The sequence below is a fragment of the Photobacterium sp. WH77 genome (genome assembly GCF_022014395.1).
Lineage (GTDB): Bacteria > Pseudomonadota > Gammaproteobacteria > Enterobacterales > Vibrionaceae > Photobacterium > Photobacterium arenosum.
Map to the genome: position 1 here is coordinate 1 of NZ_JAKLTE010000005.1, position 24,613 is coordinate 24,613.

A 24,613-nucleotide genomic window follows, 5' to 3' on the forward strand; every position below is an offset into this window, starting at 1 on the left:
GGTAGCTTGCCGCTTTTGAGTGCTGCGATGCTCATGTACTGAATGTACACTGCGCTTCTCGCATCAAAATCGTCATCGCACAGCGACAAATTAACCAAACAAAGCAGTGAAGCGTAAGACTTTGTTTAGATAAGAATTTGCTGGTATAGCTCAGTTGGTAGAGCGCACCCTTGGTAAGGGTGAGGCCCCCAGTTCAAATCTGGGTACTAGCACCAGAATTTGCTTAGTGACAATAGCGCTGTGGAACCACCTGATCCCATGCCGAACTCAGACGTGAAACGCAGCAGCGCCGATGGTAGTGTGGGGCCTCCCCATGTGAGAGTAGGACATTACTAAGCACCTCCTTCAAAACCCAGCCTTCGGCTGGGTTTTTTCATTTCTGTTATCTGCTATTTTCAGCGTCTCTTTCGCTAGCCTGCTGCTCTCATTAGAATTATTCATTATGTTCTTAACTATCTATAATTCTTTTAATGCGGTAAAGCTTGCAGTGTGAGTAGAAATTCTATAATTTTTGGGTATCTGGACGTCTGTACATCTTAGGGAGAGCAACACATGCCCATTAAAATTCCTGATCAGTTACCGGCAACTGATATTCTTCGTAGTGAGAATATCTTCGTCATGTCTGCAAAACGCGCTGCCAGTCAGGAAATTCGCCCGCTGAAGGTATTGTTGCTTAATCTGATGCCGAAAAAAATTGAAACTGAAACTCAGTTTCTCCGTCTGTTATCAAACAGCCCTCTGCAGGTTGATGTTGAGTTACTGCGGATTGATAACCGCCCGACGAAAAATACGCCAACGGAGCATTTGGATACGTTCTACCGGCAATTCGAAATGGTGAAGCACAGAAATTTCGATGGTTTGATTGTGACAGGTGCTCCGCTGGGCTTAGTGCAGTTTGAAGATGTGCTGTACTGGGAAGAAATCCAGGCCATTCTGACCTGGGCGAAAGGGCACGTGACTTCGACCATGTATGTGTGCTGGGCCGCTCAGGCTGGGCTTAAGCTGATGTACGATTTACCTAAGCGTACCCGCAAAGAGAAATTATCAGGTATCTACACCCATAGGGTCCACAATCCCCATCATCCTCTTCTGAGAGGTTTTGACGATACCTTTTGGGCTCCCCACTCGCGCTATGCCGACTTCTCGCCTGAGTTTTTATCGGAGCACACTGATCTGGACATTCTGGCCACCTCAGATCAGGCAGGAGTGTATTTAGCCGCCACCAAAGATAAGCGTAATGTCTTCGTGACAGGACATCCTGAATACGATGCCCATACATTACATAATGAATATATGCGTGATCTGGGAGAGGGGATGGAGCCCAAAATCCCAGTAAATTACTATCAGGATAATGATCCGGATAAACCGCCTGTTGCGAGTTGGCGCAGTCATGGCCATTTGTTATTTGCCAACTGGCTGAACTATTGCGTCTATCAGCAAACGCCTTATGATTTGGATCACTTCTCGGAAGATAAATTCACCAAGGACGACTGATTGACGTTGCCCTCACAAATAAAAAGACCTGCCAAAGCAGGTCTTTTTCATCGTCAGTATTCAGGATTTGGGATCGGTTTCCGGTTGTTGGTGAGCATGAGCGGTTTGTTTGTTCTCTTTCGCTTTCTTCGCTTCCCAGGCTTTAGCTTTTTCGATCATAGGTGTAATGGTAGAGCCCTGGATCAGGATAGAGAACACCACGACTGAATAGGTCATCACCAGAATTATCTCTTTCACATCAATATTTTTCTCCGGAATAACGATAACACCGGCAGGGATCGCCATCGCCATCGCCAGAGCAAGACCACCGCGCAAGCCACCCCAAGTGAGGATCTTCACCGACTCGGGATTGTATTGGCGAAAACGTTTAAAGCCAAGATACGACAGCTTCACACTCAGGTAGCGCGCCAGTAGCACCAGCGGCACAGCTATCACCATCAGTGTCCAGTCTTCCTCATGGAAGCTGAAAGACAGCATGCTCATACCAATCAGCAGGAAGAGTACACCGTTCAGGAATTCATCAACCAACTCCCAGAAGTGATCCAGATGGTCTTCACTCTCTTTAGAAAAGCCGATATAACGGGTCCAGTTGCCTATCATGATACCGGAGACCACCATAGCTAGCGGCCCGGACACATGAATAACATCGGCAAAAGCATAACCAGCCGTTGGGATTCCCAGAGTCAGCAGAAGTTCCATGGAGTGATCGTCTGTCGAACTGATCAGATAATGGAACAGCAGGCCGAGAACAAAACCATAGGTTATGCCACCAATGGCTTCCTGCAGGAAAAGATGGCCAACACCCAGCACAGTAGGTGCTTCATCACCAAAGGCGATGGTAAACAAAGTGACGAAGATGACCAGGCCAAATCCATCGTTAAACAGCGACTCACCTTCAATTTGTGTGGAGATGCGGCGCGGCGCGTGCAGTTTTTTTACTATCGCCAGCACGGCTATCGGGTCCGTCGGTGAAATTAATGCGCCGAACAGCAGGCAGTAAATCAGGTCTAACTGGATTCCCAGCATCTGGCATATCCACCAAAGGCTGCCACCGATGAAGAATGTGGAAAACAGTGTGGCCCCCAGAGCCAGAATGGTGATTTCCCATTTTTGATCTTCGAGATGTGGCAGCTTGATCCCTAAACCGCCAGCAAAAAGTAAGAAGCCTAAAATGCCTTTTAGCAGAAAGCTTTCGAAATCGATCTGACCCAGCTGTTCCGCAGCAATTTCTTCGAGGTGAAACCAGCCGTTGTGGCCTGCGATCACAATTCCGAGCGATAAAATAATAGCACCGGCTGTGATGGCGATAGTGGTTTGCATCTTACCTATTTTGTGGTTAATAAAGGCAATAACCATCGCAGCGGCGGCGAGAAAACAGAGGGTACTGTATACCGACATCCTTGATCCTCATCTGTTGTTAAAGTGTTAAGCAAAAATTGTGACAAAATATAAATGCTCGGGCCTCTGATAGCCATAAAAACTTTAGGCTTACGCTTGGATAATAAGTTTCCGCAAACGATATATGGACGTCTAGATTTCCAATCAGGCTGTGATAGGATGTTAGCAGCTGATAGGTTTAAGTGTAAGGAAGTAAGCAGTGTCGAAGGGTACGGATTTATTACAAAAGCGACTTAAGGAACAGATCCTCATCATAGATGGGGGCATGGGCACCATGATCCAGAGCTACAAGCTGGATGAAGAGGATTACCGTGGTGAACGTTTTTCTGATTGGCATTCGGATCTTAAAGGCAATAACGATCTGCTGGTACTCTCCCAGCCGCAACTGATTAAGGATATTCACTCCGCTTATCTTGAAGCCGGCGCTGATATTCTTGAGACCAACACTTTCAACTCAACGACTATTGCCATGGCTGACTATGACATGGAGAGTCTGAGTGCCGAGATTAATTTCGAAGCGGCAAAGCTGGCTCGTCAGGCGGCTGATGAGTGGACGGCGAAAACACCGGACAAACCACGATTTGTAGCTGGTGTTCTCGGTCCGACTAACCGTACCTGTTCGATATCACCGGATGTGAACGATCCCGGTTTCAGGAACGTGTCGTTTGATCTGCTGGTAGCAGCGTATTCCGAATCAACCCGCGCCCTGATAGCTGGCGGGTCCGATATCATCCTGATTGAAACTATTTTTGATACCCTGAATGCCAAAGCCTGTGCGTTTGCCGTGGATAAGGTCTTTGAAGAGCTGGGCGTGACTTTGCCTGTTATGATTTCAGGCACAATCACCGATGCCTCCGGCCGCACCTTATCAGGACAAACCACTGAAGCTTTTTACAATTCTCTGCGACACGTCAAACCTATTTCATTTGGCCTTAACTGTGCATTGGGTCCGGATGAGCTGCGTCAGTATGTGGAAGAATTATCACGTATTTCTGAGTGTGCGGTATCAGCGCACCCGAATGCCGGTCTGCCAAACGCATTCGGCGAGTATGACCTTGAAGCGACAGAAATGGCTGAGCATATCAAAGAATGGGCGGAGTCCGGCTTTCTGAACCTGGTGGGCGGTTGTTGTGGCACCACGCCAGAGCATATTCGTGAAATGGCCCGGGTGACGGAGAATGTAGCGCCACGTCCATTGCCTGAGATTCCTGTGGCCTGCCGTTTATCAGGGCTTGAGCCGCTAACCATTGAAAAAGACACTTTATTTGTCAATGTCGGTGAGCGGACCAATGTGACAGGTTCAGCCCGTTTCCGTAGGTTAATCAAAGAAGAGCTTTATGACGAAGCGCTGGAAGTGGCACGTCAGCAGGTGGAAGCCGGTGCTCAGATCATCGATATCAATATGGATGAAGGCATGCTGGATGCCGAAGCTGCCATGGTGCGCTTTCTGAACCTGTGTGCCTCTGAGCCTGAAATCTCCCGTGTCCCCATTATGATTGACTCATCCAAGTGGGAAATACTGGAAGCTGGCCTTAAGTGTGTGCAGGGTAAGCCAATTGTTAACTCAATATCTCTCAAAGAAGGTAAAGAGAGGTTTGTTGAACAGGCGAAACTGATTCGCCGCTATGGCGCAGCCGTGATTGTGATGGCGTTTGATGAAGTGGGTCAGGCCGATACCCGTGAGCGTAAGATAGAGATCTGTACCAATGCCTATCGCATTCTGGTTGATGAGGTGGGCTACCCGCCGGAAGATATCATTTTTGACCCGAACATTTTCGCAGTAGCTACCGGGATTGATGAGCACAATAACTACGCGGTTGATTTCATTGAAGCTGTAGGAGACATCAAGCGCACTCTGCCACATGCGATGGTGTCGGGTGGTGTTTCGAATGTGTCTTTCTCGTTCCGTGGTAATGATCCTGTGCGGGAAGCGATTCATGCCGTATTCCTGTATCACTGTTTTAAAAATGGCATGGATATGGGCATTGTGAATGCCGGTCAGCTGGCCATTTACGATGACCTGGCAGACGAGTTACGCGAAGCCGTTGAAGACGTTGTATTGAATCGCCGGGATGACTCTACCGAGCGCTTGCTGGATCTTGCGGATAAGTACCGGGGCAGCGGCGAAGCGGTAGAAGATAAAACAGCCGCTGAATGGCGCGGCTGGCCGGTCGATAAACGCCTGTCCCATGCGCTGGTCAAAGGGATCACTGAGTTTATTGTTGAAGATACCGAAGAAGCCCGTCAGAACGCGGAAAAACCGTTAGAGGTGATTGAAGGGCCTTTGATGGCAGGTATGAACATAGTCGGTGATCTGTTCGGTGAAGGTAAAATGTTCTTGCCTCAGGTGGTGAAATCAGCTCGGGTGATGAAACAGGCCGTCGCTTATCTCGAACCTTACATCAATGCCGAGAAGCAAGTCGGACGCACTAACGGCAAAATACTGCTCGCCACGGTGAAAGGCGATGTGCACGATATCGGTAAAAATATTGTCGGAGTGGTGCTGCAGTGTAATAACTACGAGATCATCGATCTGGGCGTCATGGTGTCTTGCGACAAGATCCTGAAAGTGGCCAAAGAAGAGAAGGTCGATATTATCGGCCTCTCCGGGCTGATCACTCCTTCACTTGATGAAATGGTGCATGTTGCCAAAGAAATGGAGCGCCAGGGCTTTGATCTTCCTTTGCTGATTGGCGGGGCAACAACGTCCAAGGCCCACACGGCAGTCAAAATTGAGCAGAACTACCATGCCCCTGTCGTTTATGTCTCAAACGCCTCGCGTGCTGTAGGGGTATGTTCGGCACTCTTGTCGGATGCCCAGCGGCCAGCGTTTGTTGAGCGCCTTGACAAGGAATACGAGGTAGTGCGGGAGCAACACGCCCGCAAGCGTCCACGAAGTGCTCCTGTCAGCCTGGAAACTGCCCGCGCCAATAAAGTGGCGATTGACTGGAATAGCTACACTCCTCCCGCGCCGAAAAAGCCGGGGATCCACGTGTTCAAGGATTTTGAAATCGCGACATTGCGGCGTTATATCGACTGGACGCCCTTCTTTATGACCTGGTCGCTGAGTGGTAAATATCCCACCATTTTGCGCCACGAAGTAGTGGGTCAGGAAGCCCTGCGCCTATTTGATGATGCCAATCAGCTGCTGGATGAGATCGAAGCCAGCGGCATGATAAAGGCCAATGGTGTCTGTGGCTTATTCCCGGCCAATAATATTGGTGATGATATCGAAGTCTACACCGATGAGACCCGAGCCCAGGTACTGACAACCTTACGCGGACTGCGCCAGCAGACAGAGAAACCCAAAGGGCCGAATTACTGTCTGTCGGATTACATTGCCCCGAAAGAAAGCGGTAAAGCTGACTGGATTGGTGCCTTTGCGGTAACCGGCGGAATCGGTGAATATGAGATTGCCGATCAGTTCAAAGCCAAAGGCGATGATTACAACGCGATTATGATTCAAGCGGTGGCAGATCGTCTTGCTGAAGCCTTTGCGGAATTCATGCATGAGACTGTCCGTAAGGAGATCTGGGGCTATGCACCGGACGAGAACCTGAGTAACGAAGATCTGATCCGTGAGAAATACCAGGGTATCCGGCCAGCGCCAGGCTATCCGGCTTGTCCGGAACACACAGAGAAAGGCGAGATCTGGACATTGTTGGATGCGGAGGCCAATACCGGCATGATTCTGACAGAAAGCTACGCCATGTGGCCGGGGGCGGCCGTATCAGGCTGGTACTTCTCACATCCGGAATCGCGCTATTTTGCCGTTGCACAGATCCAGCGTGACCAGATGGAAAGCTACGCCGAGCGCAAAGGCTGGGATGAGATCGAAGCGGAGAAATGGCTGGGGCCTAATCTGTGATAGCTGTTCACTGAAGACAAAAAGGCGCTTAATGAGGGCCTTTTTTTATGGTTTACGAAAGGTGATGAAATCACATGTGGTTGATTTTATACGGATTTTATGTGGTTTGTAGGTCATGTTAGTCTAAGAAAGGTAGTTAATGTGGGCATAATGTGGACGCACTATCTGCCATTTTACTCAGCGGATTGAACCTTACTGCATCTACCAGGTGATCAGGTGCGAGATGGGCGTATGCCATCGTTTGAGCAATGCTTGAATGACCAAGTATGTCTCGTAGTGTGAGGATGTTTCCCCCTGCCATGATAAAGTGACTGGCAAAGGTATGCCTCAAGACATGTACCTTTTGCCCTTTAGGTAATCCAAAATCCAGTTTTTCCAAGATTTCATACAACTCCGCCTGAGGGTCAAATGAAAAAACATCGCTTCCTGATTTTGGATATATGCGGTTATACAGCTCCTCACTAATAGGAACTGTTCTTGGTTTGCCTGTTTTCGTGTTGGTAAACCGGATACGGTATGGTGAAAGGTTGCTTGCTTTTAATGTGATTGTTTCTCTCCATCTTGAGCCTGTTGCTAAGCATATTTCAACGGCCATCATCAGTTCTTTATCATGCTTCACTGCATCTAATAACTGACTGATTTGGCTTTCGGTTAAAAATGTCATTTCTCTTCGGGTAATTTTGGGAAGCTTAAATCCTTTTATTGGATGAGTACCTGTGAAATCCCCTGTAGAGGTAAGCACTGTAAAAACATTACTTACAGTGCTTATCAAGCGGCTAATTGTAGCTGGCTTCTGCCCCTTCTCTTGTCTGTAGTGCACCCAATCAGAAAGCAATTTGTTATCAATCTTATTGACAGGCGGATCACCTAGCTCACTACAGATCAACTCAAGTTTTTTCAGGTAGTTACTCGCCGTTCTTTTAAATTGCCCTGACTTTTTCCACCATATTTCAATCAGTTCAGATAGTTTCCTGTTATCTACTGGAGGGCCTAACCACTCTTTGTTATGCGCCCTTGCAAGAATGTATTTTTCGTAAGCCAATGCTTCAGCTTTCTTGTCAAATTTCCGCCTGAAGCGTTTGCCATCCCTCCCGGCTGGCCTGATATCGACCAGCCATTTATCACCATCCTTTTTAATGCTCATAGTGACCTCATCACCATTGCAGCACGACCGATTACTTTTAGACGCTTGAGATCTTCTCCTGCCATTTCAAAATCTTCATAGCTCGGATTATCTGAAACTACTCTGTAGGATTGATTTAAAATATTCCATTTCAATCGCTTAACATAAACCATTTCATCAATACGAATGACATAGATCCCGTCTTTGACAGGTTCAGTTAGTTCTCTGGTGTCAACAAGAATGCGATCACCATCGTTCATTGTCGGCAACATGCTTTCACCCGAGCAAAATACGATTGCGGAATATTCAGGGAGAAGGCCAAGGCTACGGACAAGGGCTGTAGATACAGTAAACACGCTAGTTTGATACTCTGTATTGCTAAGACAGCCAGCACCAGCGGCTGCTTGTACATTAAATTCTGGAATGTCTATGGTGTCTGCTTCATGAACAGGTAAGGCTTCGAAAATAGCTGAAGCGTTGGGTTCTTTTGAATCAAACAACGAAGGCTTCTTGTACTCAAGTGATCTGTAATTGCCACCTGTTTTCCTTAGGTCGATTATTGTTTCCTGATAGTGATTTTTTTCATATTCTGAACCATATAGTTCAATTAAAGCTTTTTGCGCATTCTCATGAAAGTTAGAGATATGGTACTCAACCGCACTTCCTTTACCCTGCGCCTTTCTTTTTAACCAGTTGTTTCTATTTGCTTTTACGCTCACTCCTTGTCGGCTACTAGGCATGCCTTCTATCTCAACTAGTTCTGTTGACAAAAACCACTCACGCATAATTCACAATCCTTTTTTGTTGACTTCTGTTTTCCTTAAGAACTATCATTGACGGCAACTAAGGAAAACAATATGGTTTTGCTAGCAATAAAGGTCAATGATAGGTGAAAAAATGAAATCAGAAAACAACATCCGTCAACATAACGCGCCATTTGTAACCCCTCAGATGTATGCAGAGATAACAGGACAGACTCTTGATGCTGTTCGAGGCCAGATAAAACGGGGCATGTTGCCTGTACTGAAACGTGAGCGGAACGAGCGAGGCCTGAATTTCATCAATATGAGGGCACTTGAGCAATTGGCTGTAGAACAGGCAGAACAATATCAGGATTGGAAATCAGCAATTTAAGGGGGATTCATGGACCCGATACACGCCCCTTGCCCGGACATGGCTGGCATGGTCAGCCCTGATCCCGAGAAACGCCAGCGCGCTGTGTTCCTGCTGGGGAAGTTACGGGAAAAACACGGGATAAGAAAGCGCACCTACACACCCCGCCCGATGAACTACACATGCACGCCAACAGGCTGCTATGAGGTCAATGAGTAATGCAACACGGTACGGTTTTTACTCGTCATTTCTTAAAACGTCTCCCGCAAGTCGTCCGTCAGGATATCCGCACCAAGATAGCCAGCCGCCAACAGCGCGGCGGGGCTACCCGTGACAACCTTGACCGCTTCAGTGATGAGGCGGTGAAGTTCGGTTTGAAAGTCGCCCCCTTCATTGAAGACAAGTTTTCTTTTGTCGACAGCCGCAACAAGGTCAACGCCGAGCGTTTGAACCACAACATTCTGATGCGAGACGAGGCCGTGCGTAAGCTGGCCCGTCTGGTTGCTGATGAGAATATGCAGGCAATGAAAGACATTGACCCGCAGGTTTTTGACAGCTTTCTGGAGGCCATGAAGCACATTTATTCGGTGCTGGCTGAGAATATCCGCGCCATTTCCATTAACCCGCCAGTCATGCCGGGCGACAAGATGGAAGAAGAACGGGCTGAGCAAGAACTCACGGCTTCAGTGCTGAAAATGCAGTCCGAAGAATGGATTGAGCGCCGTCTGATGCATCTGCGTTCCCAGTACATCGAGTACGCACAGATTGCCCTTGAGCGCGTTGGCGACAAAGGGCACCAGTCGAAATACCTTTCTTACCCGTCTTTTCAGAACTGGAAGAACAAGCAGCGTGAGGCGGAGCGGTTCATCCAGAACACTGTCGTTTACAACGAGGCCACCGGGGAGCATTTCGACCTTGCCGAAGTGATCAAACGCACCACGGCCAACCCGGAAAACCGCCGCATTGAAATGATGGTACGTTCCCGTGGCTTTGAAGAGCTGGCGCAGGACTTGGGTTATACCGCGTTATTCCTGACGTGGACATTGCCGAGTAAGTACCACCGTAACTCTAACAAGTGGAACGGGGCCACGGTCAAAGAAGGCCATAGCAATCTGATGCAGCAATGGGCGCAGGCCCGTGCGTTGATTGCCAAAGAAGATATTCACTACTTCGGTTTTCGCGTGGCGGAGCCGCACAAAGACGGCACCAGCCATGGCCACTATTTTCTGTTCTGCGATCCAAAAGACAAAGACACCCTGATTAACATCATTTCAGGCGTGGCGACCAGTGAAGACAGAGCCGAGCTGGGCGATGACATTTCCCCGCGCTTTGACGTCAAGGAAGCCGACCCGGCCAAGGGCGGCGCTACGGCCTATATCGCTAAGTACGTTTCGAAAAACATCAACGGCAAGCACATGCCGGACACCGAAGCCGAAGAAAGCGCCTTTCGCGTCCGTGCCTGGGCCTCTGTTCACCGTATCCGCCAATTTCAGCAGTTCGGCGGTGAGCCTGTTTCCCTGTGGCGTCATCTGCGCCGGGCTACTGAAGAGCAAACCCGCATTGACCCGAAACTGGAAGCGCTGCGACAGGCGGCGGATTCTTCAAAGTGGGCGCTGTTTTGCCAGCTCGCCGCTGATGCGCAGTTGGCCTATGAAGAAAAACAGAACCAGTACGGTGAGAGCGTGAAAAAAGCCATTGGCTTTCACTGGGTTTCTGAAGGGGTGAGCACCTTCATTTCGACATGTAACGAGACCTACCGATTAGTGAAAAAGTCTGAGTTAGGGGCGCTGTTAGAGTCGCGGAGCGGCTCCCCTTGGAGCACTGAAAATAACTGTAACCCCCTGCTCGGAGAGCACTTAAAACAGGTGACCGGATGGAGCCTTGCCGGGGTGCAGTGCCTGATTAAACCCATATTGGCCGGGGCCAAAGTGCCAATAGACAAAGATTGCCAGCTCAAACTGGCAAATAACCGCTTAATTGTGACCCGAGGATAATTTGATGATTGAAACCATGACTGCCCAGCAGCTACGCCATGCCGAGAAAGCTATTGATACGGCAGAAGCCTTATCCGTGGAGGTGAAGGCCGAGATTGAAAAGCTCAAAGCACTGGATATGAAAGTGCTGGTGAAAAAGGTCTCCGCCGTGATGTTCAGCGGCGGCTCCCTGAGTCTGGAGGCCATCGGCCTGCCAGCAGACTTTTTTGACAAGCTGGAAATGCTCGACGGGATCAGCGCGAAAGCCCGCGCCGGTTATCGGGCCGAAGTACAAGCCCGCTTGGCAAAGCTGGAAGGGGGCGAGGATGAGTAAGAACCCGACCCGCGGCTATATCCGCTGTACGGTGCCCGAGTGTGGCGAGGTCTGCACGGTGCACATGACCGGGGAGCACCGCCTGATGGAATCCGGCGAGCCGCCGAAGAACCCCCGCAATATCGGCAAACTCTACTACCGTTGCCCGCGTTGCGGGAACAGTACCAACAGCACATCAATGCATGAGCACATTGAAAAGCACAAGGTAGACACGGTTCAGGCGCTGGGTGATGCGCCTGTTCAAACCGTTAGCGAACCCGTTCGGGAATCCGTTCAAGAGACTGTTCAAAGCGTTAGCCAGAGCGTTTCCCAAACCAGTGAGGACGGGTTTCCAGCGTTAACGGAACCGGAGAAAGCCCCCGCGCAAGATGTCCCGAAAATAGCGTGGAAAACCCTGTATCCGTGGTTAGTCGGGTTATTTGTACTGGTAATGATTTTAATTGGTCTGTGTAAAGGTAAAAAAGATGACAGCAACAGCGGAAAACTTGCAGCAAATTGAGGCGTTTGATCTCGTCGAAGAACAACCCCAGGCGGATGACTGGGCGGACTGGGGGGCAGCGATTCAGCAACTTGAATCTCAGGAAGTACCAGAGCCGGATGAAATGGCGCAGGACGCCGCCAACGATGAAGACGCGGCAGAAGCCGCGGTTGATTTACTCGACTTGGGTTTTGTCCTGTCAGAGCAGGCGATCACCTTCGCTATCGGTCTGGACTTTGAATATGACGAGAAAGCCAAGGCCAAGGTATTGAAAGCCGCCGGGCCACTGATGCAAAAGCACGGGGCCACGTGGCTGAACTGGCTCGGCCAATACAAGGAAGAGATCCTGTTCTTGGTGGCGGTCATTGGACTGGGTGGCGTCACGGCCCGTCAGGTGAAAGGGCTTCGGGCCGAGAAGCGCGCCCAACTGGTAGAAGAGAAAGCACAGCAGGAGGTGGACAATGGCGAAAAAGCCAACCCTGAACCTGCCGCGGCCTAAGAATTCCAATACCCACTTAGACCCGTTGCACCGGGTGATTATCGGCGGCACCGGCAGCGGTAAAACCTCACTGGTCAAGCATGCAAAATTCATCACCGCCAAGGCACAGGCGGTGTTCTTTGACCCTTACGAGAACTACGCCGGGAAACCCTTTCAGGGCCAGCAGGTCAGAGGCTTCCACTCGAAAGCGGATTTTCTCAAAGCGCTGGTCAAAGCCCGGCAGGGAAACAGCGCCTTTAAAATTGCTTATATCCCGGCTGACTTGGTGTTTGAGGAGCTGGAATTTTTCTCGGCGGCGGCGTGGTCGGTGCTGGATGGCCGCAAAGCCCCGCTGGAAATCTGCATCGAAGAACTGGCGTCCTGCTCGCTCACGTCCGGCACCCTGAAAGGGAAAACCGGGGAGCTGCTGCGCGGTGCCCGCCAGTATGGCGGCATCGTGACGACCGTGTTTCAGCGCGGGCAGGAAGTGCCGAAAACCATCACCACCCAGTCACCGACGTGGTATTTGTGCGCGGTCAATTCAATGAATGATGCCAAGTACCTGTCTGACGCGAAATCCGTGCCGGTGGCAGACATTGCCGCCTTGCGCTCGGCCAAGATGAACAAGATGGAAATCAACAAGCCGATCGCGGATTTCATCCACGTCGAGGACGGCGTGGGGAACTATCAGAAAGGGGCGCTGAACTGCCAGACGGGCCGCAAAGTGGCCCTGAGCTACCGGAAAAACAGCAAAAAATCAGCGTGACGCCCGTCACGTTTAAACCTATAGGTTACCCGCCTAACCTATAGGTTTCTCCTCATTTCCAACCTGCCTAAAAGTCGTTTTCATAGCACCACCTCAACGGTTCAACCAACAACACAAAGGAACGCTATGAAAAAAGAGCACAAAGTCATGCTGATCACTGTGGTGGTCACTTTGCTGATCATTGCAGTGATTAACAATGTGTCTTCACTGAAGACGCTGAAAGAAACAATTTACGGCGACGGGTGGTTTTAATCATGAATGTAGTAGCAGTAACGCCAGAAGCGCAGGCGCAAGCCTTAGCCAATTACAAATACGAAGGGGTGAAACAGCTCAAACTGTCGAGCTTTAGCGGTGTGACTTATAACGGTCGTTCAACGCTGACGATCCCGACAGGCCAGACGTTTGACTCGTTCATGTTTAACACCAACCTGCCCCTTGAACGGCTGGAAATCACGTTTCGCCTGAACAGTAACGCGTTTATCAGCGGTATTCCGGCGACCTTCTTCCGTACGCTGGAGCAGTACAAACAGCTGGATGTGCCCGCGGCGCTCGCCCCGCAGGGTGAACAGGTCTTTATCGTGTCCTTTGCCGATCTGTCTCTGAAGCTCAAAGACGGCCAGCAACTGACCTCACTGGTCACCATGCTGGGTGAGTCACTGCAGATTCAGGTCGATATTGCGGCCAAGCAGGACGGCGACCCGGACAGCCCGACGCTTGAAGTGATTGCCGAGACCAACAAGCCGCAGGCATTGCGTATGTATCTGCCGCGTCTGGAGCGTTTGCAGATTGATATGCCAGCGCAGGGCACTAACACCTTTAACACCCTGCCGAACGACATGAAGCGCAGCATTCGCCGCATGCACTTTATGACGGATGCCATTGAAGAGCTGGAAATCAAGCGTGATGACAACGTGGCCTATGAAACCACCGCCTGGCGTGAGCGTTACATGGCAAACCGCAACGATCTGATGTGGCAGGACGGCATGTTCCATCTGGACTTTCTGATGCGCGGATTTATCCGCAATGAAATGTTCCCGACGGCCCGCGCCAAAGAGCTGCTGTTTACCTTCAAGACCCATAAGCCCGCGGGCAGCGTCACCGTGATTACTGAATATCTGGACGTTGAGCGCACGGCGGCACAGGTCAAGGGCTAAGGGGGCAACATGCTGGATTGGCTTAATGATGCGGTGGACAAAGGCAGCGAAATGCTGGGCGGGGCGTGGGAAGACACGACGGAGTTTGCAGGCGGTTGGTGGAATGATTACCTCGACAGCAAGCCGACACCGAACAGCACCCAAGACCCGAGCGCCAACGAAACGGGCAACACGGCGACAGTCACCCAGCAGCGCCCCCAGTCTTTCCATTATGGCTGGATCATCGGCGGGGCGGTTGTCCTGCTGTTGGTCATCGTTTTGTTAATGCGGAGGTAATCAATGCCTTTAGTACCTCTCTTAATCGGCGGTGGTGTGTTGTGGGGCAGCGGCGCCCTTGTGGGCGGCTCCCTCGGCTATACCGCTGCAGATGGCACTAAGTACCTGAGTGCGGGTGTGATAGCCGTAGGCGTCATCGTGCTGGTGCTGGCCTTTCTCTATTTTCGTAAGAAGGGGGCGTTGTGAGCGGATCATCTTCTGGCGGTTTAGCCAGTCTGGCCGGAACCGCCGCCGGGGCCAGTATGGGCTTTCCCGGCATGGATATGTCCGGGGCACTTGGTGCGCTGGAGTCAGTGAGTGACAGCGGGCCAATGACCACCACCAACGGCCCGGTCGAAATGAACTTCGAGGCGGGGGGCGTGACCTTCGGGGCGAAAACCCCGAATTACACCCTAATAGTGGTGGCTATCGCGGCCATGGTGCTGCTGTTTTTCTACCTGAGGGGGCGCTGATATGGGCTTATTCAGTACGAAAAAGAGCGCAAACAGTAACATCAATAACAGCGTTAACACCTCTAACAGCATGGGCGTCAGCGGTGCGAACAACGGCATGATGTTCAGTGGCATTGATGGCAGCGTCACCATGACTGACCACGGTGCCATGGAGGCCGCGGGGGAAATGGCCAGTGATGCCATGACCCTTGGCTCGAATGCGTTAGCGTCGAATAACAGCGCCTTGACGGATGCGTTTAGTTTTGGACTGGAAACCTTCAACGGGGCGCTGAGTTCCCTTGGTGGCATGGCGTCGAACCAGAGCAATCTGGCCTCGCAGTCCATGCAGCTGGCGAACAGCATCAATGCCAGCGCCAACACAGGCGGGGCCAGTGACATAGGACGACAGAACACACAGGTCATGATGGCCTTTGCGGCGGTCATCGGCTTGGTGCTGCTGGTTGTGGTTCTCAAGAGGTAGCGGAATGTATCAGACACAGAAAATCATCGAAGTACAGCTACAGGCCGGAGAAAAGATAATCTCGGCTGTCAGTCAGTACCTGTTAATCCGTGACTGCTCCCATACCGTCACCTTGCTGGCAAAAACCCAGAACCGGGAGCTGGGGACAGAGCTGAAGAAAAATGACGTGGTGCCTTTGAGTGGTTTCGAGACCATCGAGCTGTACAACCATCACAGCACGGCAGTCACGCTCAAATACCAGTTAACCGATATTCCGGTTAACACCCAGTCTGACGCGGTGGCAATCAGTGGCGCGGTGGAGGTGCACAGCATCCGCGAACCCGTGACCATTGATGCGATTCAGCAGACCGTGCCCGTTGCGTTTGATACGCCCGTGTCTATTGCGAACTGGCCCGCGGTGCAGCCAGTGAGCGGAAAGATCACCGTAGGCAATTTGCCTGAGGTGCAGGCGGTGAGCGGGGAAATGGCGATCACCAACCTGCCCGCGGTGCAGACCGTTAATGGTCAAGTCACTATCGGTAATCTGCCGCAGGTGCAGGAGGTCAGCGGTCTGGTTGCGGTGGCCCGCAGTGATGCGCTCGCCAGTGCGGTGATCCCATTAGAGCAGGCAACCACTACGCAACTTCTCGTCGCCGACAGCAAGCGCCAGTCGGTACTGGTACAGACAGACAAAGCCCTGTTCGTCGGGGGTGAGGGCGTGGATAACCTGACGGGCATTTACATCGCCGCTGGTGAGTCCATGACGCTGGATACCGGGGCGGCGGTGTATGGCTATGCGCTGGAAGGGGCCACGGTGCGGACATTGGCAGAGGTGCGCCATGGCTAGATTACACGGTAGCGGCGGCGGGAGCTGGAAAAGCGGTGATATCAAGATCCACAACGGCCCCCTTGAATCTATCCCACTGGGCTGGGTGCTGTGTGACGGTAAGAACGGCACGCCGGACTTGTGCGACCGGGCATTAGTTGGTGCGGGCCGGGCGTACAGTCCGAATCAGACGTTCGGGACAGACAGCCGGGCGACAGGCAATCACACCCTGTCATCCAATCAGCTTCCCAGCTCGTCCATGACCTATCAGCGCACCAGTAACTTTCAGATCTCCAGCATTAGTAATGCGGGGGTGGCGAATCGCTCGGTGCCTAACAATGGTTGGAGTGCGTACGCCGAGACCGGGCGCTCTTCACCGCGGACACTGGGTTTACGGCTGCATAACGCCAGCACCTATGTCAGCACGCCGGGCAGCGGGCAATCACACAACCATGGTCACGTCGATGTGCGTCAAAAGTCGGTGGCCGTTATTTGGATTATGAAGCTATGAGAATTACAGCAGTCACACAGGATCAGCTCATCGTCATTGATGGTGTGCCGGCCTTTTTGGGACACATCGGCGGCTATGCCATGCGGCAAGGTGAATGGGCGGTTGATTTCAACACCCTGACCGGGCTGGGCCATATCGAATACACGGATAACCGCCCGAATCAGGTCATCGACAGCACAGTGTTTAACGCCGCCTATGCGTGGCTGATTGACGAGCACACACGCTATGTCACGGCCATGGCCGAGCAGCAAGCAGCAGAGGAAGCGGCACGTAATGAGCAACAACAAAATCTTATTGATACTAAGTCTGATGGTAGTGGGGTTAGCAGCAATGACGATGTATAAGCCGCGGGGCATCCGCAACAACAATCCGGGCAATATTGAAGACAACGGCACCGCATGGCGTGGCCGCGTCGGTAACGATGGCCGCTTTGTCATCTTCGACAGACCGGAAAACGGTATCCGTGCGCTGGCCCGGACACTGAAAACGTACCGCAACCTGCACGGTCTGACCACGGTGCGCGGCATCATCAACCGCTGGGCGCCACCTGTGGAGAATGACACCAGCGCCTATGTGAATCACGTCGCCGGGGCGCTGGGCGTGTCGCCGGACACCTCGCTGTCAGAAGCGGAAACCATGGACATCGTGCCCCTGATTATCCGCCATGAGAACGGTATGCAGCCTTACAGCGCCAAGATGCTCAATGCGGGCATTCAGGCAGCATAAGGGGGAAGGATGCTCGGTGCATTATTGAATCTGATCACGGGCGGGGTGACGGCTTGGCAGCAGCACAGCCGCAACAAGGCCGAAGCCCTGAAACGCAAAGACGAACTGGAGCAGGCCAAACACACAGCCAGGCTAAAACGGCTGGAATACGGGGACGAGAAAGCCGCCACTCTGGACGAGCTGAGTATCAAGGGCCGGGGCTGGAAAGATGAATTCATTTTGCTGGTTGTGTTCACGCCCCTGATGCTGTGTTTCTGGCCTGATTACGCGGGGTATGTGGATGCCGGATTTCAGGCGCTCAGCAGCATCCCAGAGCCGTACTGGTACGTGGTCGGGGCCATTGTCGTGGATGTGTTGGGGATGCGCTCCATGGTGCGCTACCTGCTGGAATTCTTCTCACACAAATTCAGAGGGAAACCCACTTGATAGAAATACTGCAACAACTGACAGCAATGGGCTTACCGCCCACCATGATCGCGCTGCTCATCGTGCTGTACAAGCAGGACAAGCGGCTAACAATACTGGAAACGAACGTACAACTGGGGAAAAAGCATGGCTAAGACAGGACTGAAAAGTAATGGCACACTGAAGAAAGGCTACCGCTTCGCCAAAGGTGGCCGGGTGGTGAAAGCGAAGAATGCGACGGTAAAGCGGAAGATAAAATAAGGTTAAGTCCGCCATTAAATTAATGGCGACTTTCCTTTTAACTGGCATTTATTAATCAATCATTGATTCGCCTAGGTGTGATCTAATTAAACTGTTGCATTTTGATATGAATGTCTCACCTACGTCATCGCCAAATTTAAACATTCTGTTTTCATCATCAATAAAGCTAACTAAGGATGAGAGTTTTTCAGTGCTTGACTGTGCTGTTATTTCCATATTTCTTTCATCTACCTTAGAGAAGCTAATACTGAGGATTACATTCCTTTCTTTAAGAAAAAATGAAACTTTAGGTAGTTCATCATCTTCTTCTATAAATTGTAACTCAGCTGTTTTTAATTTGAGATTTTCAATTATTCCTTCAAGTATTTCACGTGCTAGAGCATATAAAGCACCACCTTGACTATACTTAAGGAAATGACGAACATGTATGCTACTGTAAAAAGAGTCGTAATTTACCTCACCGACAGTGCCCATATGTTTTTTTGCAATAGAATTTGCTGCCTCGAACAAACTTATAATATCACTCTGTGAGTTTTCTGTGCTTGATGACTCCCTATTAACTATCTCATCACTTAATTCTTTAAAGTCATCTCCAATAAAATCGATAAGGTGTAGCGTTTCAAAGAATGCACTTTGATACATGCTTATTGAAGCATCATTCAGAGATAAAAATCTAACACCTAAGTTATGATGCAAAAATTTCAACTCATTATGTAAGTTACTCAGTAACTGAAGTGTATAGTTTTCAATTACATTTATATTGGAATTGTTTTTTGATAACTCCTCATTACATACATCTATATAACCTTCTAAAATTCTTTCCGTACAATCGAAGTAATGCTTTAACTGAGATGTTAAGTCTTTTTTTATAGAAAACTTACCCTTCTCAATTAGTCGATCACCTTCATAAATAGTTGTAAATATCACAGGCAAATCATCCTGCAATACAAATGAAAAACTGTAGTTTTTTGATATGCTGCCAAAAGTGTTTATAAAGTGCCGCTCTTTATCATTGAACTCGTCCCTTATTATTTTGTTTTTGAATGTTTCCAATTCTAATTTAGATGGTTGAGATGTTTTTACTGATATATAACTACTGATAAATAAGGGTAAAAGGATATTAAATAAACTTAAAGGAGCGTTGTATGTTTTAGTAAACTTCTCCAATAAAGGAGGTAGACTCTCTGAATTGTTAGCTATTAATATTGAAAGCGAAACCAAAATAAAAAAGAGGAAAAAAGACAACCAAAAAACAATGTTTTTATACGGAAAAATTTTACTTACTCTATTCTTTACATTTTCCATAAATCATCCCGACGCATTATGGTTTATTTAAGTTAATCAAATTAGCAGCGTAACAAAACATATAGCATAGTCTATCATTTCTTTGCCATGCTGAAAGCCAGTTATAGCCCTGTGTAGTATGCGGTTGCTTTTTAACTGTCTCACGATAATGAATTGGAAGATATTAAATTGAAATTAACAAATGAAGATGTGGCCAACATGTGGTCATCATTAAAGCTAATTACCTTAAAATACAATACCTTATTGCGAAAAAAAAGGCCCTCAATGAGCGCCTTTTTTACCGGAACGGGACGTGAAATTACTCAAAAATCTTACGGTGCAGATTCTGAGCAATAGGCATGGCATGTTCGGTTTTAACCAGGAAGCACAGGTTGTGCGGGCTGGCACCGTAGCAAATCATACGCAGCTTGTACTCGTCCAGCGAATCGAACACGGTACTCACTGAACCGGCAGTCTGACTCATGCGGTTACCAATCAGCGAAATCAGGCACAGATCCTGTTCAATCTCAACGCGACACAGCTCACTGAGCGCGGCATGCGCCCCCGGAGGCAGCGTGGGTGCGCCGCCGCCTGTATCGGTCTGATCCATGGTCAAAGACACGCTGACTTCAGAGGTAGAAATCAGATCAACAGAGACCTTATGCTCAGCCAGAATCCGGAAGACTTCGGCCAGGAAACCATAAGCATGAAACATGTTCAGGCTGGTCAGGGTGATCAGGGTCTGGTTCGAGCGCAGTGCCAGCGCACGGAACAGCGGTGCTTCAGTAACGGATTTACGGATCCAGGTGCCGCCTTGCTCTGGTGCCCTGGACGATCCAACAAACACAGGGATCTGACGGCGAACGGCCGGGATCAATGTCGATGGATGCAAGATCTTGGCGCCAAAATTGGCCATCTCAGAGGCTTCGCTGAAGCTGATTTCTTTGATTGGCGTGGCTTTGGGCGCAATACGCGGATCTGTGGTGTACATGCCTGGGACGTCAGTCCAGATTTCCAATGTGCCGGCACTCACCGCCTCAGCCATAAGGGCGGCACTGTAATCACTGCCACCGCGGCCAAGTGTTGTGGTGCGACCTTGCTCATCACTACCGATGAAACCCTGAGAAACGATAATCTTATCCTGCAGCAGAGGTAATAGCTTTTCCTCTGTCAGTTGACGAATCATTTCCTGTTCAGGGCTGGCTTTACCAAAGCGGCTGTCAGTACGCAGCACTTCCCGGATATCGTAGCGCAATGCGTCAGCACCCATCTCACACATGATTTGCGTAAACAGATGGGTAGACAGCAATTCACCGTTGGCAACCAGTTGATCTGTCAGCTCAGCCGATTTATGTTCTGCGGCTTTTATGGCAAGTTCGGCGACCTGATCGAGCAGTTCATCAATGTTACCCGCAACCTGTTCAGGCTGCTGTAAATCCGCCAGCACGCTGTGGTGAATGGCGCGAAGGCGCTCCATCAGGTTATGTCGGTGCCCGGCATCGGCCACGCCGTTGGCCAGTTCGACTAAAATATTAGTCACACCGGAACACGCACTGATCAACACCAGTTTGGTTGTCGGATTATTGATAACTATCTTAGCACTACGGCTCATTGCAACGAAATCAGCCACACTAGTGCCGCCAAATTTTGCGACTGTGATTTCAGCGTTCAACGCTGAAGAAGAAATTACAGGGCTCAATGTGATCTCCCACTTAACAAAGCGTAAACATGGGGCAAAATTTGGGGAATCTTTCCGACTTGAGTGTCAGAAGAGCCATTAGGCGAGACGTACTAAGACTGCTGCTACCAGAAGCTCTCCACCTGCACTGGATGATGCAGGTGACAGCCAGAAGGATTCAACCTTCAAAGCCGATACGGCAAGCCCCCTGTCTCACCGTATCTCGGCGTTGCTCCCCCTCTCTATGGTGCTTTGGGGTGGGGCCCCGCCGCATAGATACCTGGATAACGCGCCTCTTCCGTTTTCACCTGAAAAATGAGCTTTCTCAGGGTGAACAAAAATTGCCCTTATTGAATATGAGAGGGGGGGCTTTGTCAATGCTTGAATGCATTTTTCTGTGTCAAGATTGTTACTGACTTTGCATAAATTTGCCTGCCTGGTTTCAGGTACGGGTGGTTCTGTTATGCTCGCTAGGAATGCCCTGTAAAAGCGACTGTTGCCAACAATAACTAATGCACTGAATTATAAGTAACTTATGTGTCTGTGCAGATGGAGAAGCCTTATGACAATTCACAGTTTTTACCCACCTCAACGCATACTGATGGGACCCGGTCCGTCGGACATTTATCCGCAGGTGTTGCAGGCGCTCAGCCGCCCGACTGTCGGTCATCTTGACCCACTGTTCATTGGAATGATGGATGAGCTTAAGCAATTGCTTCAGTATGCATTTCAGACTACCAACCCATTTACTATAGCGGTATCTGCGCCGGGCAGTGCAGGAATGGAAGCCTGTTTTGTCAATCTGGTTGAGCCGGGCGAGAAGGTGATCGTCTGCCGTAACGGGGTATTTGGCGAGCGGATGCGGGAAAATGTTGTGCGCTGCGGCGGTGAAGCTGTGCTGGTGGATAATGAATGGGGAGAGCCGGTTGATCCGCAAGCCGTTGAAGCCGCACTCAAAGCCCATCCGGATGCGAAAATACTGGCTTTTGTGCATGCGGAAACCTCAACCGGTGCACTGAGCGATGCTGAAACCTTATCCCGTTTAGCCCGTGACCATGACTGCCTGACCATTGTTGATGCGGTAACCTCATTGGGCGGGGTGCCGCTGAAGGTTGATGAATGGCAACTGGATGCCGTGTACTCAGGCAGTCAGAAGTGTTTGTCCTGTGTACCGGGCCTGTCTCCGCTGACCTTTTCGCCGCGGGCCGTGGAGAAAATTCAGCAACGTAAGACACCGGTTCAGAGCTGGTTTCTGGATCAAAGCCTGGTGCTGGCCTACTGGAGTGGTGAAGGTAAGCGCAGCTATCACCATACAGCCCCTGTCAATAGCTTGTATGCGCTGCACGAAGCACTGGTTCGTTTACAACATGAAGGGCTGGAAAATGCGTGGCAGCGCCATGCCGAGATGCACGAGTTACTGCGCGATGGCCTGGAAGCTATGGGGATCCGCTTTGTGGTGGATGAGAAAAGCCGCTTGCCGCAACTCAATGCTGTTTTTATCCCTGACGGGGCCGATGATGCGAAAGTGCGTCAGACTCTGCTGGAAGAGTATAACCTGGAAATCGGAGCCGGCCTGGGGGCTCTGGCCGGAAAAGCATGGCGCATTGGACTGATGGGATACGGTGCACGTAAAGAGAATATCGCTCTGTGCCTGAAGGCGCTGGAAGAGGTGCTGAAATAATTATCAGCAAGGAAAAGATGCGGCTGCCCGGGCAGCCGCTTTTTTTTTGGGGAAGTCTTCAGTTCTTGTTTTCAGTCTTTGTCTGCTTGCCCTTCAGCCTGTGCTATCTGCGGCGAGGGGGTTACGGTTTTTGGCTTGGAAAACTGCGGTAACGCTTCATCGCTGAAATCCATACCCGGGAAAAGATACCGGGCCTCTTCGCGAACCTGTTCAGCTTGATAAGTGTTTGCCAATGCCTGATGAGCTTTGATCAGAAACTGATACAGAATGGGCCTTGGCAGCTCTTTGGCTTTATGGTCAGCCCAATGGATAAAGCTTGTCAGCAACGCAGGATTATCCTGCTGAATGCCCATTTTCAACTGGGTCTGATAAAGATCCCATTCAAACCGGTTGCGCCAGGCCCAGGTGTTATTGACCTTATCCAGGGCGGTTAAATCGGGTGGCGTGGATGATTCAAAGCGGGTCAGCATGGCGCCTGAATATAAGGTGGTGGCCATAAAGAGGCTGACGACAACAGGCAAAAGCATGGCGCTGATTCTGAAGGGCTTATAAAATCGCAGTGTTTGTTTGAAGTATTTCGCACTCAGGGCATCAACCCAATAGATCAGAAACACAAAAATAATCCAGTGGATCAGGGAGTGGTAAAAGGGGTATTCAAGCTGGGTATGCAGTGTTATTGGAAACAGGAGCGCGACCAGAGCCAGCTGAGTGTTGGCCGGTGCGCGGCGAATTTTAGCCAGCACCGCCGCTGCCGCAATCAGCAGTGCCAGTACAGGTAAAATACCCCCTTCACTGGCCCAGAAAAGTAACTCGTTATGGGGATGATCCAGCCCGGGTAACCCATGGGGCGTTTCAGGATCGGCCTGATGCGCTTGCGCTGTCTGCATCAGATAAGCGGGTTCAAAATTACCATAGCCGACGCCCGTGGCCGGTGAGTGCAGGAACATGTCCAGCGCTTGCGGGTAGATCACTGAGCGGGCACTTTCCAGCGACACTCTGCCCGGCTGCGGATTCCAGTTCAGGCTGCTGGTCAGGTTCCAGGTCACGCTTAATCCCATGACCAGCATCATCAGCCATACTCGCCATTGTACCCGGGCGGCAAACTGTATCAGGTAGGGCAGGATAAGCAAAACCCCCGCCACACTGGCAATCCAGCCGGTTCGTGAGCTGAGCACGAACAGCATGGGGATCACAGCGACAGGCGTTAACTGAAGACCGAGGTGGGAGAGCGTCCAGCGGCCCTGAACCATCGGCTGCCGTGCCAGCAGGTAAGCCGAAAGAACGAGCCCGGTGGCCAGGAAGCTGGCCATTACGTTGGGTTGCTGAAAAATCCCGTAGGGCCGGTTGAGATCCGTGTTATAGCCGATGCCATTGTCCGGCGAGATCCACAGAAACTGATACCAGGCCAGCGCGGCTTGCAGCCAGACCGCTTTTAAAAGCAGCCAGAGTATTTGCTGGCGCTGTGTCTGGCTGAAAGCAAACTGCTGCAGCGCCACAAAAAACAACCAGCCAGCCCAGAGGGTAATGATTCGGTTGACGGCGACTTCTGGTCGCGCTTCCGGGAAGAACATGGGGACAGACAGCGTGACGCAGCAACATAAGAGAACCAGCGTCAGGCGTGAATAACGCAATACTTTCTGTCGGCTGATCTCCAGCAGGCCAATAGCAATGGCAAAGCTGAAGGGAATCCAGCTACTGACATTAAAGGGTAGTTCCAGTCCGGCTCCTCCCTGATTATGCTGAAAATAATGCATCGACAGCAGAAACAGAAAAGTCAGCGCCAGAATAAAAGGTCGCGTCAGTGGTTTACTGATGGTGGCAGCGGCCAGTCTGGTGCCCCTTAATTGAATGACGGTCACGGTGTCCGGTCCCTCGGCAAATAGACAAAAAGTCAG

28 protein-coding genes, 1 tRNA gene, 1 rRNA gene and 1 riboswitch are annotated in these 24,613 nt (G+C 50.5%); of the genes, 24 read left to right on the forward strand and 6 right to left on the reverse strand.

The window, feature by feature from the left end; all coding sequences use genetic code 11:
- The first annotated feature begins 139 nt into the window (after positions 1–139).
- The 3 genes from L6J37_RS06435 (at position 140) to metA (ending at position 1,494) form a co-directional block, all read left to right on the forward strand.
- A tRNA-Thr gene (locus tag L6J37_RS06435) sits at positions 140–215 on the forward strand.
- 7 nt (positions 216–222) lie between these two features.
- A 5S ribosomal RNA gene (gene rrf / locus L6J37_RS06440) occupies positions 223–338 on the forward strand.
- Positions 339–552: 214 nt separating this feature from the next.
- Positions 553–1,494, forward strand: coding sequence for a homoserine O-acetyltransferase MetA (gene metA / locus L6J37_RS06445; protein ID WP_237794572.1), 942 nt, complete (start codon positions 553–555; stop codon positions 1,492–1,494).
- Between the two features lie 60 nt (positions 1,495–1,554).
- Here the strand turns inward: metA and L6J37_RS06450 are convergent, their stop codons facing one another.
- On the reverse strand, positions 1,555–2,892 hold the full coding sequence (locus tag L6J37_RS06450; RefSeq protein WP_192015897.1) for a cation:proton antiporter: 1,338 nt from the start codon (positions 2,890–2,892) through the stop codon (positions 1,555–1,557).
- A gap of 199 nt (positions 2,893–3,091) precedes the next feature.
- Between L6J37_RS06450 and metH the strand changes: the two genes are divergently transcribed.
- A complete protein-coding gene (gene metH / locus L6J37_RS06455; protein ID WP_237794574.1) occupies positions 3,092–6,760 on the forward strand; it encodes a methionine synthase in 3,669 nt (1,222 codons plus the stop codon).
- Between the two features lie 136 nt (positions 6,761–6,896).
- On the opposite strand, the gene L6J37_RS06460 is transcribed toward metH, so the two are convergent.
- Complete coding sequence (locus L6J37_RS06460; protein WP_237794576.1) at positions 6,897–7,904, reverse strand: phage integrase; 1,008 nt, start codon at positions 7,902–7,904, stop codon at positions 6,897–6,899.
- The gene (locus tag L6J37_RS06465; protein ID WP_237794578.1) at positions 7,901–8,668 is read right to left on the reverse strand and encodes a helix-turn-helix domain-containing protein; all 768 of its coding nucleotides are present in this window, start codon (positions 8,666–8,668) and stop codon (positions 7,901–7,903) included. The genes L6J37_RS06460 and L6J37_RS06465 overlap by 4 nt, the downstream gene beginning before the upstream one ends.
- 112 nt (positions 8,669–8,780) lie before the next feature.
- Here L6J37_RS06465 and L6J37_RS06470 point away from each other — a divergent pair, with 112 nt between their 5' ends.
- The 19 genes from L6J37_RS06470 (at position 8,781) to L6J37_RS06555 (ending at position 17,969) form a co-directional block, all read left to right on the forward strand.
- Positions 8,781–9,017 (forward strand): regulatory phage cox family protein, encoded by a 237-nt coding sequence (locus L6J37_RS06470; RefSeq protein WP_237794579.1) that lies wholly within the window; start codon positions 8,781–8,783, stop codon positions 9,015–9,017.
- A 9-nt stretch (positions 9,018–9,026) separates the two neighbouring features.
- Positions 9,027–9,215: a hypothetical protein gene (locus L6J37_RS06475; RefSeq protein WP_192015895.1), complete on the forward strand. Its 189-nt coding sequence runs from the start codon at positions 9,027–9,029 to the stop codon at positions 9,213–9,215.
- Positions 9,215–10,990: a replication endonuclease gene (locus L6J37_RS06480; RefSeq protein WP_237794580.1), complete on the forward strand. Its 1,776-nt coding sequence runs from the start codon at positions 9,215–9,217 to the stop codon at positions 10,988–10,990. The genes L6J37_RS06475 and L6J37_RS06480 overlap by 1 nt, the downstream gene beginning before the upstream one ends.
- A gap of 4 nt (positions 10,991–10,994) precedes the next feature.
- Entirely contained in the window at positions 10,995–11,303 is a 309-nt protein-coding gene (locus tag L6J37_RS06485) for a hypothetical protein (protein WP_237794581.1), read from the forward strand.
- Positions 11,296–11,802: a hypothetical protein gene (locus L6J37_RS06490; RefSeq protein ID WP_237794582.1), complete on the forward strand. Its 507-nt coding sequence runs from the start codon at positions 11,296–11,298 to the stop codon at positions 11,800–11,802. Before L6J37_RS06485 ends, L6J37_RS06490 begins: the two co-directional genes overlap by 8 nt.
- Positions 11,768–12,280 carry a hypothetical protein gene (locus L6J37_RS06495; RefSeq protein WP_237794583.1) on the forward strand — a complete coding sequence of 171 codons (513 nt, stop codon included), beginning with the start codon at positions 11,768–11,770 and terminating at the stop codon, positions 12,278–12,280. The genes L6J37_RS06490 and L6J37_RS06495 overlap by 35 nt, the downstream gene beginning before the upstream one ends.
- Positions 12,243–13,025, forward strand: coding sequence for a hypothetical protein (locus tag L6J37_RS06500; RefSeq protein ID WP_237794585.1), 783 nt, complete (start codon positions 12,243–12,245; stop codon positions 13,023–13,025). The genes L6J37_RS06495 and L6J37_RS06500 overlap by 38 nt, the downstream gene beginning before the upstream one ends.
- A gap of 126 nt (positions 13,026–13,151) precedes the next feature.
- Positions 13,152–13,277 (forward strand): hypothetical protein, encoded by a 126-nt coding sequence (locus L6J37_RS21310; protein WP_255558100.1) that lies wholly within the window; start codon positions 13,152–13,154, stop codon positions 13,275–13,277.
- A gap of 2 nt (positions 13,278–13,279) precedes the next feature.
- Positions 13,280–14,179 (forward strand): major capsid protein P2, encoded by a 900-nt coding sequence (locus tag L6J37_RS06505; protein ID WP_237794587.1) that lies wholly within the window; start codon positions 13,280–13,282, stop codon positions 14,177–14,179.
- A 9-nt stretch (positions 14,180–14,188) separates the two neighbouring features.
- A complete protein-coding gene (locus L6J37_RS06510; RefSeq protein WP_218386900.1) occupies positions 14,189–14,455 on the forward strand; it encodes a hypothetical protein in 267 nt (88 codons plus the stop codon).
- Positions 14,456–14,458: 3 nt separating this feature from the next.
- Entirely contained in the window at positions 14,459–14,641 is a 183-nt protein-coding gene (locus L6J37_RS06515) for a hypothetical protein (protein WP_027253759.1), read from the forward strand.
- Positions 14,638–14,907 carry a hypothetical protein gene (locus L6J37_RS06520; RefSeq protein WP_120513245.1) on the forward strand — a complete coding sequence of 90 codons (270 nt, stop codon included), beginning with the start codon at positions 14,638–14,640 and terminating at the stop codon, positions 14,905–14,907. The genes L6J37_RS06515 and L6J37_RS06520 overlap by 4 nt, the downstream gene beginning before the upstream one ends.
- 1 nt (position 14,908) lies before the next feature.
- A complete protein-coding gene (locus L6J37_RS06525) occupies positions 14,909–15,367 on the forward strand; it encodes a hypothetical protein (RefSeq protein ID WP_161442356.1) in 459 nt (152 codons plus the stop codon).
- Between the two features lie 4 nt (positions 15,368–15,371).
- Positions 15,372–16,193, forward strand: coding sequence for a hypothetical protein (locus L6J37_RS06530; RefSeq protein WP_237794589.1), 822 nt, complete (start codon positions 15,372–15,374; stop codon positions 16,191–16,193).
- Entirely contained in the window at positions 16,186–16,683 is a 498-nt protein-coding gene (locus L6J37_RS06535; protein WP_237794591.1) for a hypothetical protein, read from the forward strand. The genes L6J37_RS06530 and L6J37_RS06535 overlap by 8 nt, the downstream gene beginning before the upstream one ends.
- Positions 16,680–17,027 (forward strand): hypothetical protein, encoded by a 348-nt coding sequence (locus L6J37_RS06540; protein ID WP_237794592.1) that lies wholly within the window; start codon positions 16,680–16,682, stop codon positions 17,025–17,027. Before L6J37_RS06535 ends, L6J37_RS06540 begins: the two co-directional genes overlap by 4 nt.
- The gene (locus tag L6J37_RS06545) at positions 16,978–17,409 is read left to right on the forward strand and encodes a structural protein (RefSeq protein ID WP_237794593.1); all 432 of its coding nucleotides are present in this window, start codon (positions 16,978–16,980) and stop codon (positions 17,407–17,409) included. The genes L6J37_RS06540 and L6J37_RS06545 overlap by 50 nt, the downstream gene beginning before the upstream one ends.
- A 9-nt stretch (positions 17,410–17,418) precedes the next feature.
- The gene (locus L6J37_RS06550) at positions 17,419–17,835 is read left to right on the forward strand and encodes a hypothetical protein (protein ID WP_237794594.1); all 417 of its coding nucleotides are present in this window, start codon (positions 17,419–17,421) and stop codon (positions 17,833–17,835) included.
- The gene (locus L6J37_RS06555) at positions 17,832–17,969 is read left to right on the forward strand and encodes a hypothetical protein (protein WP_155804952.1); all 138 of its coding nucleotides are present in this window, start codon (positions 17,832–17,834) and stop codon (positions 17,967–17,969) included. The genes L6J37_RS06550 and L6J37_RS06555 overlap by 4 nt, the downstream gene beginning before the upstream one ends.
- Before the next feature lie 157 nt (positions 17,970–18,126).
- Here the strand turns inward: L6J37_RS06555 and L6J37_RS06560 are convergent, their stop codons facing one another.
- Both L6J37_RS06560 and lysC read right to left on the reverse strand, forming a co-directional pair.
- Complete coding sequence (locus tag L6J37_RS06560; RefSeq protein WP_237794595.1) at positions 18,127–19,380, reverse strand: hypothetical protein; 1,254 nt, start codon at positions 19,378–19,380, stop codon at positions 18,127–18,129.
- A 298-nt stretch (positions 19,381–19,678) separates the two neighbouring features.
- Positions 19,679–21,058: a lysine-sensitive aspartokinase 3 gene (gene lysC / locus L6J37_RS06565; protein ID WP_225445171.1), complete on the reverse strand. Its 1,380-nt coding sequence runs from the start codon at positions 21,056–21,058 to the stop codon at positions 19,679–19,681.
- A gap of 103 nt (positions 21,059–21,161) precedes the next feature.
- Positions 21,162–21,343, reverse strand: a riboswitch (Lysine riboswitch).
- Positions 21,344–21,599: 256 nt separating this feature from the next.
- Here lysC and L6J37_RS06570 point away from each other — a divergent pair.
- Positions 21,600–22,718: a pyridoxal-phosphate-dependent aminotransferase family protein gene (locus tag L6J37_RS06570; RefSeq protein ID WP_192015881.1), complete on the forward strand. Its 1,119-nt coding sequence runs from the start codon at positions 21,600–21,602 to the stop codon at positions 22,716–22,718.
- A 71-nt stretch (positions 22,719–22,789) separates the two neighbouring features.
- Here the strand turns inward: L6J37_RS06570 and L6J37_RS06575 are convergent, their stop codons facing one another.
- Entirely contained in the window at positions 22,790–24,577 is a 1,788-nt protein-coding gene (locus L6J37_RS06575) for a PglL family O-oligosaccharyltransferase (protein ID WP_237794596.1), read from the reverse strand.
- Positions 24,578–24,613: the final 36 nt, after the last annotated feature.